At 31.1% G+C, this 15,950-nt stretch carries 16 protein-coding genes; 10 read left to right on the top strand and 6 right to left on the bottom strand.

Features of this window, described 5'->3' with window-relative positions; all coding sequences use genetic code 11:
* Window positions 1-85: 85 nt before the first annotated feature.
* The 5 genes from gldK to CW731_RS12975 all read left to right on the top strand — a co-directional run bounded on the left by gldK (window position 86) and on the right by CW731_RS12975 (window position 5,855).
* Complete coding sequence (gldK, locus tag CW731_RS12955; RefSeq protein ID WP_100947711.1) at window positions 86-1,459, top strand: gliding motility lipoprotein GldK; 1,374 nt, start codon at window positions 86-88, stop codon at window positions 1,457-1,459.
* A 38-nt stretch (window positions 1,460-1,497) separates the two neighbouring features.
* Window positions 1,498-2,142, top strand: coding sequence for a gliding motility protein GldL (gene gldL / locus CW731_RS12960; protein WP_100947122.1), 645 nt, complete (start codon window positions 1,498-1,500; stop codon window positions 2,140-2,142).
* A 46-nt stretch (window positions 2,143-2,188) separates the two neighbouring features.
* Window positions 2,189-3,721, top strand: a complete 1,533-nt coding sequence (gldM, locus tag CW731_RS12965) for a gliding motility protein GldM (RefSeq protein ID WP_100947123.1) — start codon at window positions 2,189-2,191, stop codon at window positions 3,719-3,721.
* A 15-nt stretch (window positions 3,722-3,736) separates the two neighbouring features.
* Window positions 3,737-4,591: a gliding motility protein GldN gene (gldN, locus tag CW731_RS12970; RefSeq protein WP_100947124.1), complete on the top strand. Its 855-nt coding sequence runs from the start codon at window positions 3,737-3,739 to the stop codon at window positions 4,589-4,591.
* A gap of 211 nt (window positions 4,592-4,802) precedes the next feature.
* Window positions 4,803-5,855 carry an FAD-binding oxidoreductase gene (locus CW731_RS12975; RefSeq protein ID WP_100947125.1) on the top strand — a complete coding sequence of 351 codons (1,053 nt, stop codon included), beginning with the start codon at window positions 4,803-4,805 and terminating at the stop codon, window positions 5,853-5,855.
* Here the strand turns inward: CW731_RS12975 and CW731_RS15905 are convergent.
* Window positions 5,848-6,222, bottom strand: a complete 375-nt coding sequence (locus tag CW731_RS15905) for a DUF983 domain-containing protein (protein WP_100947126.1) — start codon at window positions 6,220-6,222, stop codon at window positions 5,848-5,850. The two genes, CW731_RS12975 and CW731_RS15905, sit on opposite strands and share 8 nt — an antisense overlap.
* A gap of 53 nt (window positions 6,223-6,275) precedes the next feature.
* Between CW731_RS15905 and CW731_RS12985 the strand changes: the two genes are divergently transcribed.
* The 4 genes from CW731_RS12985 (at window position 6,276) to CW731_RS13000 (ending at window position 10,659) form a co-directional block, all read left to right on the top strand.
* Complete coding sequence (locus tag CW731_RS12985) at window positions 6,276-8,195, top strand: ABC-F family ATP-binding cassette domain-containing protein (protein ID WP_100947127.1); 1,920 nt, start codon at window positions 6,276-6,278, stop codon at window positions 8,193-8,195.
* 90 nt (window positions 8,196-8,285) lie between these two features.
* Window positions 8,286-9,227 (top strand): 1-aminocyclopropane-1-carboxylate deaminase/D-cysteine desulfhydrase, encoded by a 942-nt coding sequence (locus CW731_RS12990; RefSeq protein WP_100947128.1) that lies wholly within the window; start codon window positions 8,286-8,288, stop codon window positions 9,225-9,227.
* Window positions 9,224-10,075, top strand: coding sequence for a glucosaminidase domain-containing protein (locus CW731_RS12995; RefSeq protein WP_100947129.1), 852 nt, complete (start codon window positions 9,224-9,226; stop codon window positions 10,073-10,075). The genes CW731_RS12990 and CW731_RS12995 overlap by 4 nt, the downstream gene beginning before the upstream one ends.
* A 68-nt stretch (window positions 10,076-10,143) precedes the next feature.
* The gene (locus CW731_RS13000; RefSeq protein ID WP_100947130.1) at window positions 10,144-10,659 is read left to right on the top strand and encodes a gamma carbonic anhydrase family protein; all 516 of its coding nucleotides are present in this window, start codon (window positions 10,144-10,146) and stop codon (window positions 10,657-10,659) included.
* Between the two features lie 194 nt (window positions 10,660-10,853).
* On the opposite strand, the gene CW731_RS13005 is transcribed toward CW731_RS13000, so the two are convergent.
* Window positions 10,854-11,315 (bottom strand): hypothetical protein, encoded by a 462-nt coding sequence (locus tag CW731_RS13005; protein ID WP_100947131.1) that lies wholly within the window; start codon window positions 11,313-11,315, stop codon window positions 10,854-10,856.
* 333 nt (window positions 11,316-11,648) lie between these two features.
* Here CW731_RS13005 and CW731_RS13010 point away from each other — a divergent pair, with 333 nt between their 5' ends.
* Window positions 11,649-13,295, top strand: coding sequence for a mechanosensitive ion channel family protein (locus CW731_RS13010; RefSeq protein ID WP_100947132.1), 1,647 nt, complete (start codon window positions 11,649-11,651; stop codon window positions 13,293-13,295).
* Between the two features lie 17 nt (window positions 13,296-13,312).
* Here CW731_RS13010 and CW731_RS13015 read toward each other — a convergent pair whose 3' ends face one another.
* From CW731_RS13015 to CW731_RS13030, 4 genes are all read right to left on the bottom strand, one after another.
* Window positions 13,313-14,266 carry a tRNA-dihydrouridine synthase gene (locus tag CW731_RS13015; RefSeq protein WP_100947133.1) on the bottom strand — a complete coding sequence of 318 codons (954 nt, stop codon included), beginning with the start codon at window positions 14,264-14,266 and terminating at the stop codon, window positions 13,313-13,315.
* A 161-nt stretch (window positions 14,267-14,427) separates the two neighbouring features.
* Complete coding sequence (locus CW731_RS13020) at window positions 14,428-14,916, bottom strand: hypothetical protein (protein ID WP_100947134.1); 489 nt, start codon at window positions 14,914-14,916, stop codon at window positions 14,428-14,430.
* A gap of 48 nt (window positions 14,917-14,964) precedes the next feature.
* A complete protein-coding gene (locus CW731_RS13025) occupies window positions 14,965-15,393 on the bottom strand; it encodes a hypothetical protein (protein WP_100947135.1) in 429 nt (142 codons plus the stop codon).
* The gene (locus tag CW731_RS13030; protein ID WP_100947136.1) at window positions 15,374-15,889 is read right to left on the bottom strand and encodes an RNA polymerase sigma factor; all 516 of its coding nucleotides are present in this window, start codon (window positions 15,887-15,889) and stop codon (window positions 15,374-15,376) included. Before CW731_RS13030 ends, CW731_RS13025 begins: the two co-directional genes overlap by 20 nt.
* Window positions 15,890-15,950: the final 61 nt, after the last annotated feature.

Consider the following 15,950-nt stretch of genomic DNA (forward strand, 5'->3'; position numbering starts at 1 on the left):
AGTACGTTAAATGCAATTTCAGTATTGCTTTTTAGCAAAAAAAATAATAGGTTTACGAACTTTAAAGATAAGATATAATCAGCATATGAAGAAAGCAGCAATATTTGCACTTTTAATAACGGTATTTTACAGTTGTGGCTCTAATGATAGAGGAGAACTGGTAGGTGTTAAGGTTAAAAAGAAGTGGTTTTCAGAAAAACCTTATGGAATGGCTTTAATACCAGGAGGTTCTTTTACCATGGGTAAGCAAGATCAAGACATTATTGGTACTATGAATGCACCAACAAAAACAGTTACTGTTAGACCTTATTACATGGATGAAACAGAAGTAACTAACAATGAGTACAAAGAATTTGTACATTGGGTTAGAGATTCTGTTGTAAGAACAAGGTTGGGGTATCAAGCAGAATTTGCTGCAATGGGTGGGACACCAAATGCAGATGGAACACCTCTTTCTGGAGGAATTCATGAATACGCCTTTGCAACAGTAGATACGATAGATGCAACTCCTTATCAAAAATACATGTATGAGAATTACTGGAGTCTAGGAGACGGAATTGATTCTATTAAACCATTAAACTGGCGATCTGAATTGTTTTGGAAAACAGAAGAATACCCAGATGTAGATTATGTAGAAGTTATGGACTCTCTTTACATTAGCAGAGACGAGGCTGTAGATGGAATTAGAACATTTAATACAAAATTTTTAAAATATAGATATTCTTGGTTCGACAGAGACAACGCTGCTAGAAAAGGTGGAAATAGAAAAGATTTTGTACAAACAGAGGTTTTAAATATTTATCCAGACACAACTGCTTGGGTAAAAGATTTTAATTATTCTTATAATGATCCAATGCATCAAGATTACTTTTATCACCAATCTTATGGAGATTACCCTGTTGTAGGGATTACTTGGGAGCAAGCAAATGCTTTTTGTAATTGGAGAACTAAAAAGAAAAATGATTATTTAAAAGGAAGAAAAAACGCAACTCAAGTACCTGATTTTAGATTGCCTACAGAAGCAGAATGGGAGTATGCTGCAAGAGGCGGTTTAGAGTTTGCAACCTATCCTTGGGGAACAGGAAGTACAACTAGTGATAGAGGTTGTTTCTTAGCAAACTTTAAACCAGTAAGAGGTAATTATGCTGTAGATGGTGCTTTGTATACAATGGAAGCTAGGTCTTTTAATGCAAATGATTATGGTTTGTATAATATGGCTGGTAATGTTTCTGAATGGACAAATACTGCTTATAACTTATCTTCTTACTACATGGCTTCTACTATGAACCCGAATGTAGAAGACAGAAAAAATAAAAGAAAAATTGTACGTGGAGGTTCTTGGAAAGATGTTGCATATTTTTTAGAGGTAAGTTCTAGAGATTATGAATATGCAGATACTGCGAGAAGTTACATTGGTTTTAGAACCGTACAAAATTATATAGGAACAGATATTAAATAAAATAATAAATAAATAAAACCCCTAACAAATAAAAAATTATGGCACAGTCAAGAGCGTACAAAAAAACAATGAATTTCGTTTACGGAATTGGAGCAGCAGTAGTAATTATTGGAGCATTATTTAAAATCCAACATATTGAACTTTTCGGAATAACTGGAGGAATGATGTTAACTATTGGTTTAGTTGCTGAAGCAATAGTGTTTTTAATTTCTGCTTTTGATACACCAGAAGATGATCTAGATTGGGCTAAAGTTTACCCTGAGTTGGCAGATGGTGGTTTGTCTTCTCAAAGAGAGGATAAGAAGTTGGGTGCAGATGGTATGTTGTCTCAAAAATTAGATAATCTATTACAAGAAGCTAAGATAGATTCTACTCTAATGGCTAGTTTAGGTTCTAGTATGAAGAATTTTCAAAATGCAGCAGAAGGTTTATCTGCAGCATCAGGTTCTGTAGCTTCAACAAATAAATACAATGAAGAAATGTCTAAAGCTGCATTACAAATGGAGTCTTTAAATAACTTATATAAAGTACAGGTAGAAAACACAAGTAAACAAGCAGAGTTAAATACTTCTGTTGTAGAAAACACAGAAAGATTACATGAGCAAATGAAAGCATTGGCAAATAACTTGTCTTCTTTAAACGGCGTTTATGGAAACATGCTTTCTGCAATGTCTAGCAAATAATAATTAGTTAAAACTAAATTTATAACAACTTAAAAAACTAATTATAATGGCAGGAGGAAAAATGTCCGCAAGACAGAAGATGATTAACTTAATGTATCTTGTGTTTATTGCAATGTTAGCACTAAATATGAGCAAAGAAGTTTTATCAGCTTTTGGCTTCATGAACGAGAAACTAGTAGAAAACAATACTTCTACGACAGAAAAAAATGCTTTAGCTTATGAAAATTTAAGAACCAAAGCATCTGAACAACCAGAAAAATTTGGTCCTTTAAAAGAAAAAGCAGACAAAGTAAAAGAACATTCTTTAGATTTTTATCAATTTTTAGCAGGCTTAAAAACAAGCATGACTGAAAAAATAGAGGTTAAAGATGATTATGAAACAATGGATAAAACAGATTGGTTAGATGCTTATTTCTTTAAAGGAGATAATTACACAGCGGAAGGTCAAGAATTTTTAGATAAAATTAATAATTATAGAACGAATGTAATTAAGGTTTTAGGATCTGATAGTAAATTTGTACCAGTTTTAAATAGTAGGTTTTCTACTTCAGATGTTATCGATGATGAAACTGATAAATCTGTACCTTTTTTAAGAGCTAGATATGAAGGTTTCCCTATGATTGCCTCATTAACAAACTTTACGCAAATACAAGCGGATATTAAAAACACGGAAAGTGATATTATTTCAGATTTATTAGGAGGGCAATTAGAGAGTGAAGTTTCTATGTCTAACTATAACGGAGTGGTACAACTAGATAAAAATGCTTTTTATCCTGGAGATAAAGTAACAGGTAGTGTTGTTTTAGGTAGATATGATCCTAGTTTAAAGCCTAGTAGAGTAGAGTTAAACGGAAAAAAATACGATAACTTTAAAGATGGTAGCGTAATTTTAGATTTAAACGCAGGAAGTGTTGGTGAGAAAGACATTAAAGGAACTATTTATTTTATGGAAAACGGAGAGGAAGTTCCTGTACCATTTAAGAGTTCTTATTCTGTAATTTCTAAACCAAATGCACCTGTAGTTTCTGCAGATAAAATGAATGTAGTGTATAGAGGTTTACCAAATCCTATCTCAATTTCATTACCAGGAGTTCCGGATAAAGATGTAAGAGCAAGTGCACCAGGTTTACAGAAAACGGGTTCGGGTAAATATATTATGAACCCTAAAGCTGGAAATACTGTAAATATTAGTGTTTCAGCCAAATTAGCAGATGGTAAAAATGTAAGTACAAATACACCTTTTAGAATTAAAGATATTCCTGCAGCAATGGGAACTGTAAGAGGGCAATATGGTACAGTACGAATGCCTAAATCAGGTCTAGCAAACACTCCAGTAGGTGCGGGGTTACCAGATTTCTTATTTGACTTAGATTTACAGGTAACAAGTTTTAAGGTAAAAGTACCTGGTCAATTAGCAATTATTGTAAGCGGAACTAAATTTAATGCGTCTGCAAAGAAAGCTTTGTCTAAAGCTAGAAGGGGTGATATTATTACAATATATGATATTAAGGCAGTAATAAAAAATAACTCTTATAAATTAAAGAAAGTATTACCCGTTAATATAGAGTTAACAAACTAGAAAAAAAACATAGTTATGATTAGAAATTGTCTAATAGTATTTTTCGTTATTCTAACTACAGGTTTGGTAAATGCGCAAGCAAACTTACTAAATGCAAAAGATGTAGATCAGATAGGTGTAAAAAGTGAGCAACAATTAGCAGCAGATAATGATGGACCACTTCCTTATGGTTATGTAGACGATAGAGATGTGCTATGGTCTAAAGTGGTTTGGGAATTTATAGATTTAAATCAAAAAATAAATTTACCATACTATTTTCCAATAGACACAACAAACATCGCTTCAGAGAGAAGATCTTTATTTCACACCCTTATAAAAGGAATGAAACAAGGTAAAATTAATGAAGTGTATGATGATTCTTTTTTTACAACTAGAATAACAGAAGATGAAATAGAAAGACGTTTAGTAAACGTTCGTGAAGAAAATGGGTATACAGATACTTACAGGATTCAGACAGAGGATGTTGCTGGTTACATGATTAAAGGAATGTGGTATTTTGACAAACGTCAAGGAGAGTTAAAATACAGATTATTGGCTTTAGCACCCATGGGTAAAGATGTACAAACTTTAGGGGTTCAAGAAATTGAAGATGATAAACTATATGAATTGTTTTGGATTTTCTTTCCATCTGCAAGAGAAGTATTGCATGACGCTAAAGTTTTTAACCCTAAAAACGCAGCACAACCAATTTCTTTTGATCACTTGTTAAATGCTAGAAGATTTAGTTCTACGATTGTTAGAGAAGAAAATATTTATGGCAATAGAGCTATTGAAGACTATGTTCGTGGTAATTCTTTATTCCAAATGTTAGAAGCAAACAAGATTAAAGAAGATATTAGAAATAGAGAAATAGATATGTGGAATTACTAATTCACAATTAAATTAAAATATAAAACGTTTGTGAAAGCAAGCGTTTTTTTATTTGAAGCTATTTTTTTTCACTAAAACTGTCTGCTGATAAGTACATTTTTTTGCCACTGAGCAGTTTGCTCTTTGTAAACTGAAAGCAATTACAGACCTATAAAGAGATTGCTTTGTGCTTCGCAATGACGGTTATTTATGCCAAATTAAATTTTAAATTATGAAGGTAGACTATATTATTGTTGGCTTAGGATTGGCAGGTTTAGCATTTGCCGAAGAATTGTTAAATGCAAATAAAACGTTTTTAGTTTTCGAAGATGATTCCCAAACATCTTCTTTAGTTGCTGGTGGCGTTTATAACCCTGTAATTTTAAAAAGGTTTACACCTGTATGGAACGCAAAAGAGCAGTTAGAAGTTGCGCTTCCTTTATACCAAAAAATTGAAGAGAAACTGAATATAAGTATCGATAAAAAAATCGTTATAAAAAAAGCTTTTAAATCTATAGAAGATCAGAATAATTGGTTTGAAGCTATAGATAAACCGAAGTTAATAGATTATTTAGATCCTAAATTAGATTCCGATAATTATAATGGAGTTATCTCAGATTTCAGTTTCGGAAATGTAAATGAAACAGGTAGAATTGATACCAAGAAATTAGTAGAGTCTTATAGAAGCTATCTTAATGAAAGTGGATTTATCCGTTTTGAGAATTTTGAATATCAAGAATTAAAACTTAATGAGCAATTTGTAACCTACAAAGATGTTACTGCTTCGAAAGTAGTTTTTTGTGAAGGATTTGGAATCAAACAAAATCCGTATTTTAATTATTTGCCATTAAATGAAGCAAAAGGAGAGTTGTTAACCATTCACTCCCCAGAATTAAATATCGATTTTTTATTAAAATCCACTCTTTTTATCTTACCAATGGGAGACAACAACTATAAAGTTGGTGCAACCTTTAATTGGACAGACAAAACATCGAATCCGTCTGAAGAAGGAAAAGAAGAATTGGTAGAAAAATTGAAGAAAGTAATAAATGTTCCTTATACAATTGTTTCTCAATCAGCAGGAATAAGGCCAACGGTTGCAGGAAGAAGACCTTTGGTTGGTGTGCATCCAAATTACCCTAAATTAATTGTTTTAAACGGTTTAGGAACTCGAGGCGTAATGATTGGACCAACGGTTGCTAAAAGCCTTTTTAATCACTTAGAAAAAGGAGAGATTTTAGATTTAGAAATAGATATTAAGAGGTTTAATAAAAAAATTAAATAGATTTTTTATAACTAACAAACATATTTATCCAGATTATTCTAGATAAGCGCAGATTTAAGGGTGTTAAAACAAGTAAAGCAATAATTATTGCGGCAAAAGATTGCAATAGCGTTAGTGAGAAAAGTAGCGTAGCAATTAAGAAAGTAGCAATAGAAATAGCAACTGTAAGTCCGTAATTTACATACATAGCACCAAAAAAGAAAGAAGGTTCCATCATATATCTTAAATCACATTTTGGGCAATTATCATGTAATTGTGTAATTTTCGATGGATTAAGTGTGAATTTATATTTAAAAAAATCACCTTCATGACATCGAGGGCACTTACTGTTTGTAACACTGTATATTTTTGTACCTTTTTTAAACATAATAACTCTATTTTTTTAAGTAGCTTTGCGCCTTACAAATTTACAATAATTTCATGTTAAACGTACATAATTTAACGGTTTCCTTTATGGGAACTGAATTGTTTTCTGGCATCACTTTTAAATTGAACAAAGGAGATAGAATTGGACTGATTGGAAAAAATGGAGCAGGAAAATCGACTTTATTAAAAGTGCTTTCTAGAGACATCGAAAGTAGTGGCGGAACCATGGCTTTTGATAAAGATGTGCAAATGGGATTCTTAAGACAAGATATCGATTTTGTTGAAGGAAGAACTATTCTAGAAGAAGCATACCAAGCTTTCGAAGAAATTAAAGAAATAGAACTTCAGTTAGATGAAATTAATGAACAATTAGCAACTAGAACAGACTATGAAAGTGAAGAATACAGTCAGCTAATTATCGATCTAACAGAAAAAACCGAACGTTATGAACTCTTAGGAGGTTATAATTACCAAGGAGATACAGAAAAGATTTTACAAGGTTTAGGTTTTCAAAGAGAAGATTTCGACAAACTAACAGATACTTTTTCTGGAGGTTGGAGAATGCGTATTGAGTTGGCAAAATTATTACTTCAGAATAATGATATCCTATTATTAGATGAGCCAACCAATCACTTAGATATCGAATCTATTATTTGGTTAGAAAACTTCTTAAAAGGCTATTCTGGTGCCATTGTCTTAGTTTCGCATGATAAAATGTTTTTAGATAACGTAACCAACAGAACTATAGAAATTTCTTTAGGGCAAATCTACGATTATAAAAAACCGTATTCAGAATTCTTACTATTAAGAGGAGAAATTAAAGAAAAGCAATTACAAGCTCAGAAGAACCAAGAGAAAGAGATAAAACAAAAACAGCACTTAATAAACAAGTTTAAGGCAAAAGCGAGTAAAGCTTCTATGGCGCAATCTTTAATGAAGCAACTAGATAAAGTTGAGTTAATTGAGGTAGACCAAGATGATAACCAAGCCATGAATGTTCGTTTTAACATTTCTAAAGAACCTGGTAAAATTATTGTTGAAGCTGAAAACCTAAGCAAAAGTTACGGCGATAAACACGTTTTAGAAGGTGTAGATTTATTAATTGAAAGAAATAGTAAAATTGCTTTTGTTGGTCAAAACGGACAAGGAAAATCTACTTTAGCAAAAATGATGGTTGGTGAAATTCCTTTTGAAGGACATTTAAAACTAGGTCATAATGTAGAGGTTGGGTATTTTGCTCAAAATCAATCTGAACATCTACCGCCAGAAAAAACGGTGTTACAAATTATGGAAGATGCAGCCTCAGATTCTAACAGAGCAAGAGTTAGAGATATGTTAGGTTCATTCTTATTTGGTGGAGACGCAGCAGATAAAAAAGCAAAAGTACTTTCTGGAGGAGAAAGAAATAGATTGGCGTTGTGTAAATTATTATTATCACCTTTTAACGTGTTAATAATGGATGAGCCAACAAATCACTTAGATATTGCATCTAAAAATGTATTAAAAGAAGCGTTGCATAATTTTAATGGAACCTTAATTTTGGTTTCTCACGATAGAGATTTTCTACAAGGATTAACATCTACTGTTTACGGTTTTAAAGACAAAGAGATTAAAGAGTATTTAGGAGATATCGATTATTTCTTAGACCAACACAAGATCGAAAATCTTAGAGAAGCAGAAAAAAGAACGGTTGTAAAAGCGACCAAAGATACTTCTAAAAAAGAATCAGAACAACTATCTAGAGAGCAAGAAAAGCAACTTAAAAAGCTAAAGAATAAGCTTTCTAATGTAGAAACCGAAATAGCAGACTTAGAAAAGGAAATTGAAAAGGTAGATTTAGAATTGGCAAAGAACTACGATGAAGTTTCTAATAGACCAAATTTCTTTGAAAAATACAAAGCTAAAAAAGCAAAATTAGACGTTGTAATGGAAAAATGGGAAAAAATTGAAGCAGAAGTTTCTAATTTTTCATAACTTTCTATAATTTCTAGTCCCGAAACTTCGGGAGCAAAAAACTTAAAATAATTAAATTATAAATTCCTGTTTTTACAGGAATAATAAACGATGGACTTTAACTCAATAAAAGAAACTGAAAATCAACAAGTTTTTCTACCTATTTTGGAAGAAAAAAAGGTAAAACTTTTTATAAAAAGAGAAGATTTAATTCACCCTTTTGTTTCTGGTAATAAATTTAGAAAATTAAAATACAATTTACAAGAAGCAACAAAGCTTAAGAAAAAATCGATACTTACTTTTGGTGGCGCTTATTCGAATCATATTTTAGCAACCGCAGTGGCTGGTAAATTAGCAGGTCTTAAAACTTTTGGTATTATTAGAGGAGATGAATTAGGTAAGAATATTGCAGAAACAATAGAAGGCAACCCAACTTTAAGAGAAGCTCAAAACCATGGAATGAAGTTTCATTTTGTTACGAGAGAAGAATACCGCCAAAAAACTTCGTTTGGTTTTATTGAAAAGATGAAGAATAAATGGGGAGATTTTTATTTAATTCCAGAAGGTGGAACAAATTTCTTAGCTGTAGACGGTTGTCAAGAAATTTTAACAAAAGAAGATGCTGAATTTAATTATATTTGCGCAGCTGTTGGAACTGGAGGAACGCTTGCTGGTTTAATAAAATCACTAAAAAGGCGTCAAAAAGTCTTAGGATTTCCTGCTTTAAAAGGAAATTTTTTATCTGAAGAGATTAAAAAGTATACGATTAAAAATGATAGTTGGAAATTACAAAAAGGATATCATTTTGGCGGTTATGCAAAATCTAACCCAGAGTTGATTGATTTTATTAATAATTTTAAACAAGAAACAGGTATTTTGCTAGACCCTATTTATACGGGTAAAATGGTCTTCGGAATTATAGATTTAATCAAAAAAGATACTTTTGAAGAAGGAACCAAAATTTTAGCAATTCATACAGGAGGAATTCAAGGAATAGCAGGGTTTAACCAAGAGCTAATTAAGAAAAATGAACAAACTATAAATGTAGAATGAAGTTAAAAATTGTTTTTAGTTGTTTGTTTTTATTAGTTTTATCTAGTTGTGGCTCTAAAAAGAAAGTCATTAACAAGAAAAACCCTGGCGTTGTAATTGTAGAACCAGCACCGTTTAATTTGCCTTCTGTAAATGAGGTTGAATTAACAAAAAAACTTGCTAAAAATAATTCTAGACTAAATAAAGAAACACTTGCTTATATTAGAAAATATGCACCAATTGCAGTAAAAGAAATGCACGAATATAAAATTCCTGCAAGCATTACCTTAGCGCAAGGAATTTTAGAATCTGGCAAAGGAAAAAGTGAGTTGGCATTAAAATCTAACAATCATTTCGGAATAAAGTGCCACAGACAATGGACAGGCGAACGTGTATATCATGATGACGATGAAAGAGGTGAGTGTTTTAGGAAGTACGTGTATCCAGAAACATCTTATAATGATCATTCGTTATTTTTAACACAAAGAAAGCGCTATGCTTTTTTGTTTGATTATAATATTAGAAACTACAAAAAATGGGCTTATGGTTTAAGAAAAGCAGGTTATGCAACAGATAGAAAATATCCTGCAAAGCTTTTAAGAATCATTAAAGATTATCAACTTTATGAGTTTGATAAAGTTAAAAAAGTAAGGTACACCGAAGAAGTTAAAGAATTAAATGATGGTGAAACTTTTGAAAAACCTGTTGTAATAGAAAAAGTAGAAGGCAATTTCTACGAAGTGCAAAAAGGAGATACTTTATACTCGATTTCTAGAATGTTTAAAATTTCTGTAGCTAATTTAAAAGCTATTAATAATTTGAACGACAATATAATTTCTGTTGGTCAGAAATTATTGGTTAAGAAATAACAATAACAACAAGACCTCATTTAAGTGCATTTTATTTTTAATTTAAATAATTCTAAACCAATAGCAGTATGGCAGTAATAAAACCAGTAAACGGAAAACACCCACAGATACCAGAAGATTGTTATGTTGCCGAAAACGCTACAATTGTTGGTGATGTTTCTCTAGGAAAAGAATGTTCAATTTGGTTTAATGCCGTAATTCGTGGAGACGTACATTACATTAAAATTGGAAATAAAGTTAATATCCAAGATGGCGCAGTAATTCATGCAACATATCTAAAATCTCCTACAATTATTGGTAATAATGTTTCCATTGGGCACAATGCAATTGTACATGGTTGTACCATTAAAGACAATGTTTTAGTGGGTATGGGAAGTATTATTATGGACGATTGTATCATAGAATCGAATTCTATTATTGCAGCAGGTGCAGTTATTACCAAGAATACACACGTAGAAAGTGGTAGTATTTATGCAGGTGTTCCAGCTAAAAAAGTAAAAGATATTTCACAAGAATTAATTTCAGGTGAAATTAATAGAATTGCAGACAATTATGTAAAATATTCAGGTTGGTTTAAAGAATAGAGGTTTGTTATTTTGGGCGTTACTTTACACTTCATTCTTCAGCATAAAGTCGGGCTTTCACTACTCGCTTTTTTTGTAAAAACAAAAAAGAGCTCAAACAAACCGTTCAATCCCTAACGCGAATACAAATTTGTTATATAATCAAAAACCCGATTTCAATTTAGAAATCGGGTTTTATGAACTAACTAACCAAACTATTTATCAGCTCTTTTTTTATTTCTTTTGCTGTTATTTTTACTTTTCTTTTTCATCATCTGCTTATCTTTTGCTGCTCTTTTTTTATGCATTTTTTCAAACTTCTCAAATTGCTCTTTATTTAAGATGTCTTTCATGCTGTTTTTCATAGCAATTCGATTGTCTAGCATTTTACTTTTCATTGCATAAATTTCATCTGAAGATGGTCTTTTGTCATTTTTTCTAGCTTCTTTCCTCTTTTCCATCAAAGCTTTTTTTTCTACTACTTTCGATGTAATAATAGGTTTCATTTGGTTTTGTTGCCTTTCGGACAAATCCAAGGCTAAAGTCATCCTCTTTACTGTTAAATCTGTTTGTTGTTCAGTAGTGAGTTGTGGTCTTTTATGACCTCTTTTTTTCTGTGCTTGTGTACTAAGAGTAAAAGCCAATACGAATACTAAAATAGTTGCTAATTTTTTCATTTTTATGATTTTTTAAATGTTATTTTTTATACTACTAAGACTTTTAGAAACAACAAAGGTTTAATTGTAAGTAATTAATTAACAATATTTTAAGTATTTTAAAGTGTAAAAAAAGCTCAGATTCAAAGAAGAATCTAAGCCTTGTCAATAAACTAGTTAATCAACCAAAAAAAACTAGTTACTGTAAATTTATTAATGCTTTTATAGAAGTTTAAAAAACTGTTATTTTTGTTAAAGTGTTTTTCATTCTTTATTATTTATACTTCTTTGACTCTTAAAAAAGCAAAAGGTTTAAATTTGCATTTCGATTAACAGCAATTTAACATATTTGTAATGCGTAAATTATTTTGGTTATTATTTTTAGTTTCATTTATAACAAATGCACAAAAGGATTCTATACATGTAGATTTAAGTAGTCCTCATGCTACTTTATACACACATTTATATTTTTTACAATCAGATTCTTATCAACCTAAAAAAGCAGCAAAAACAATTTTAGGTTTACCAGAAAAAGAAGCTGTTAAAAAAGTTATTAGAATTAAAAAAATTCTAGACGGTAAAGGTTTGTTTGTAGATTTCGAGATTGTTCCTAAAGATCCTAATTTTAAAGATACTATTAGGTATTCATCTTATCAAAAGTACACCCCTTTTCCACAAAAAATGCCACAAATATCTGTAGAAAAAGTAGGTGATAATTGGTATTACTCTTCAGAAACGGTAGCAAAAATAGATGTTTTGTATAGTGCTGTTTTCCCCTGGTACGTTCAAAAAATTCAAAATATTATACCAGAATTTGGACATAAAAAAATCTTAGGAATTGAATATTGGCAGCTATTTACTGCTTTTATATTCATTCTAATATCGGTATTGTTATTTTACTTTTTTAAGAGAATTACCTTTTACCTCTTAAATATAATTCAACAGAGAATTACAAAAACTACAGACATCACTTTTAAGAAATCCTTAAAAAAAATAGCAAGACCTATCAGTTTATTATTAGTTATCGGTTTCATAGACAAAGTATTTCCTTCACTTCAATTCAGTTTAGAAACCAATACATGGGTGTTCTTGTTTATGGATATTGCTGCAGTTGTTTTTTGGACCTATGTTTTTTTGAACATTGTACATATTTTAATGAAGTTTTACAGTGTTTTTACCGAGAAAACGCACAACAGGTTAGATGATCAATTATCGCCAATACTACATAATTTCTTTACAGGTTTGGTTATTATTGGTGGTGTTTTAAAGTTAATATCACTTTTTGGTGTAGATACGACCACTATTTTAGCTGGTGCAACTATTGGTGGTTTGGCAGTTGCTTTGGCTTCTCAAGATACCGTGAAAAACTTGATAGGAACGATTATGATTTTTCTAGACAAACCTTTTCACATAGAAGATTGGATAGAAGCTGGAGATTTTGCAGGAACTGTAGAGAAAGTTGGTTTTAGATCTACAACGGTTAGAGCAGCAGATACTTCTGTATATCAAATACCAAATAGCAGGCTGTCGGAAATTGTTATCAATAACAAAGGTTTGCGTTTGTTTAGACGTTACAATACTAATTTAGGTTTGCGTTATGACACGCCACCAGAATTAATTGAGGCTTTTGTAAAAGGAGTAAGAGAGATAATTATTGAGCACCCAGAAACGCGTTCAGATTCTTACAATGTCGAATTTACAGGTTTTGGTGATTCAGCTTTATTAGTGATGGTAAATGTCTATTTTAAAAGTTTGGCTTGGGGAGTCGAGCAATCTTCTAAACACAGGTTGCACATTGCAATTGTGAAGTTAGCGAAAGAATTAGGAGTAGATTTTGCATTTCCTTCTACTACAGTTACTATAGAGAATTTTCCAGAGAAAAAAGGAATGAATCCTAAATATGATATCAATAAAGAACGAATTAGCGCTTCAATTACAAAGGTTTTAGAGGAGTTTAAAAATGAACACCCTAATTCGGAAATGAAGAGAAACGACACTTAATTTTTAAAGGAAGTGAATTAACTATTTTTCGCTTCCTTAAAAATTTCATTTACAGCAATTGCATAATTCTTTGGACTTTGTGCTTTTTTAATTTTTTTGTACGTCTTCTGTGGATTTGCAAAACTCTGAGAAAAGTACTCCCAAAAACCAAGCATTTTCATTTTAATTGGTGTCGGACCTGAAAGCGCTGCATCATATTCTTCATGAATACGATCGTGAAATTCATGAAAAATATCGAATCTATTTTTTGGATATTCGGTGGTATCATTCTTAATCATGCTTGGTAAAAAAGGGTCTGCAATTAAGCCGCGTCCAATCATCCAATGGTCTATGGTAGTAAAACGTTCTTGTAGTTTTTTAAATGCAGCAACAGAAGTAATATCACCATTGTAATACATTTTATGTTTGCTATTGTCTAAACATTTCTGAAACGCTTCTAAATTTGTTCCTCCTTTATACAATTGCTTGCCTATTCTTGCATGAATGGCAATGTTTTTAAGAGGATAGGTATCTAAAATGGGTAAAACAGCTAATATTTCTTCAGGGTTTTCATAGCCCATTCTCATTTTCATAGAAACCAAAATATCAGATTCATTATGCACTTTATGCAGAATACTGTTTATTTTTTCAGCATCACTAATTAATCCAGAACCCATTCCTCGTTTTGTAACCATCGGATACGGGCAACCTAAATTCCAATTCAACTCTTTGTAGCCTAATTCTTGTACGTATTTAGAAACAAATAGAAATTCATCTACATCATTGGTAATTATTTGCGGAATTACTTCTAACTCGGTATTATTCTCTAGTAAAATGTCTTTTTGATACGAGTTCTTAATAACAAGCTTACCATTTAATCTAATATAGGGCGAATAAAAAGTATCTATTCCGCCGAAGAAATGATTAAATGCATTTCGAAATTTATAATCTGTAAAACCTTGTAAAGGAGATGATAGTAATGTGTTACTCATAAAAAATATTATGCTGCAAAGATAGGATACTTTTTAAAGCATTTGATACATATGCTGATGCAAATAAATCTAAATAGCGTGCAGTTTATATTCTAATAGTACAACTGTAATTCATATTAAAAATTACAGTTGTACAACACTTTATTATCCGTAAAATTAGATTAACTCTTCTTTTTAGTAGTTACAATGATGACGCCGTTAGTTGCGTTGTACTTTATCATTGCTTGCTTATCTTTAATAATATTGATACTTTCGATATAACGTGGAGATAGTTTTTCTAAAACCTTTTTGTCAGACACTTTTCCATCGATAATAATCATGGGATTCTCCTTAATTCCGCTAATCTTAGAAGTAGCCGGCTCTTTTTTCTTCTTCGTTTTAATTAAGATGACACCATTCGGAGCATTGTATTCTTTTATTGCAAGTTTATCTTTAAGTACAGATACAGATTCAATTTTACTTTGATCTATAATTTCTATTGGAAAATCGAATTTCTTCCCATCAACATAAACATCGGGTTTACCATTCTCTTTTACTTTTATAACAATTTTTTCTTGTTTCTGATTTTTACCATTTTTCTTATTATTTTGTTGTGCTTGCGTTAGTGAAATTGATAATAATAAAAATGTAGTAAGGAATACGTTTTTCATAATTTTAAATATTTAATTGATTATAGTTTTAATGTTTGATGGAGTAAGTTAATCGTTGCTTGAATAAATAGTGATCAAATCATCTTCATAAAGAATACGCTGTTTCGATTGTATTGGCGTTGTGTCTGCAATCATGTTTAAAGCTTTATTCAATAAGATCTCTTTCTCATGATAACTGAGTTTTTTTTGATCTGGTGTATATATAAAAAGTGAAATTAGCAGTAATACCGATGCGGCAGCAGATATTATTCCTATTTGAATTCTTCGGGTTTTATTCTTTTTCTTTTGAAAAGAATCCCATAATGTAGTGTTCAAATTATCTGGAACGGCTATTTTATTACGTGTCACAAAAGCTGCCCAAGTTTGCAATGTAGCCTCTGAGTTGTCTGCATTCTCAAATAAAAATTGTTCCTCTTCTAAAGTACTTGTTCCTGCTTCATACTTTTCTATCAAGGTTTTAATAAGTTCCTTTTTCATAGCTATATGTTTTTTCTAATTCGGTACGTACTTGCTTTCTTGCACGTGATAATAAAACTCTTATATTCTCTACTTTAAGTTGCAGTGCAGAAGCTATTTCGGTAAACTCATAACCGTCAATATCTCTCATTATAAAAACTTCTTTCTGCTGTTGGGGTAACTTTTTAAGTACTTCTTCAATAATACTATTTAGTTCTTTCCACTCAAGTTCTATATGCTCATTTTTAGAGGCTAAAATTTTAAGAGGAATCGTAGAATCATCTAATACCAACTTTTTTTTCCTTAATAAATCAATGCAATGATTTCTAGCTGTTAAGAAAACAAAACCTGTAATATTAGGATGCTTCGCAATTTTCTTGCGTTTAACCCATAGTTTCATCATTATTTCTTGAATAGCATCTTCTGCATTTGCATTGTTTCCAAGCATACGCACAACCAAAGGAAACAAGCGTTCGGACAATGAAAATACTTTAAGCTTAAAATCGATCTTATTCATGTTATGTATATAACGATAAATTACAGGTATTCATAACAAAGAAAGTCGATTTTATTTTAGA

This window comes from Polaribacter sp. ALD11 (assembly GCF_002831685.1).
In the GTDB taxonomy this organism is placed as follows: domain Bacteria; phylum Bacteroidota; class Bacteroidia; order Flavobacteriales; family Flavobacteriaceae; genus Polaribacter.

Bases quoted from the DNA above. Each gene is read 5' to 3' on its own strand.
- CW731_RS12985 (WP_100947127.1), top strand. From the start codon at position 6,276: ATGTTAAACGTACATAATTTAACGGTTTCCTTTATGGGAACTGAATTG.
- CW731_RS13025 (WP_100947135.1), bottom strand. From the start codon at position 15,393: ATGAAAAAGGAACTTATTAAAACCTTGATAGAAAAGTATGAAGCAGGA.
- gldN (WP_100947124.1), top strand. From the start codon at position 3,737: ATGATTAGAAATTGTCTAATAGTATTTTTCGTTATTCTAACTACAGGT.
- CW731_RS13020 (WP_100947134.1), bottom strand. From the start codon at position 14,916: ATGAAAAACGTATTCCTTACTACATTTTTATTATTATCAATTTCACTA.
- CW731_RS13015 (WP_100947133.1), bottom strand. From the start codon at position 14,266: ATGAGTAACACATTACTATCATCTCCTTTACAAGGTTTTACAGATTAT.
- CW731_RS12990 (WP_100947128.1), top strand. From the start codon at position 8,286: ATGGACTTTAACTCAATAAAAGAAACTGAAAATCAACAAGTTTTTCTA.
- CW731_RS13030 (WP_100947136.1), bottom strand. From the start codon at position 15,889: ATGAATAAGATCGATTTTAAGCTTAAAGTATTTTCATTGTCCGAACGC.
- gldK (WP_100947711.1), top strand. From the start codon at position 86: ATGAAGAAAGCAGCAATATTTGCACTTTTAATAACGGTATTTTACAGT.
- CW731_RS12975 (WP_100947125.1), top strand. From the start codon at position 4,803: ATGAAGGTAGACTATATTATTGTTGGCTTAGGATTGGCAGGTTTAGCA.
- gldM (WP_100947123.1), top strand. From the start codon at position 2,189: ATGGCAGGAGGAAAAATGTCCGCAAGACAGAAGATGATTAACTTAATG.
- CW731_RS13000 (WP_100947130.1), top strand. From the start codon at position 10,144: ATGGCAGTAATAAAACCAGTAAACGGAAAACACCCACAGATACCAGAA.
- gldL (WP_100947122.1), top strand. From the start codon at position 1,498: ATGGCACAGTCAAGAGCGTACAAAAAAACAATGAATTTCGTTTACGGA.
- CW731_RS12995 (WP_100947129.1), top strand. From the start codon at position 9,224: ATGAAGTTAAAAATTGTTTTTAGTTGTTTGTTTTTATTAGTTTTATCT.
- CW731_RS15905 (WP_100947126.1), bottom strand. From the start codon at position 6,222: ATGTTTAAAAAAGGTACAAAAATATACAGTGTTACAAACAGTAAGTGC.
- CW731_RS13005 (WP_100947131.1), bottom strand. From the start codon at position 11,315: ATGAAAAAATTAGCAACTATTTTAGTATTCGTATTGGCTTTTACTCTT.
- CW731_RS13010 (WP_100947132.1), top strand. From the start codon at position 11,649: ATGCGTAAATTATTTTGGTTATTATTTTTAGTTTCATTTATAACAAAT.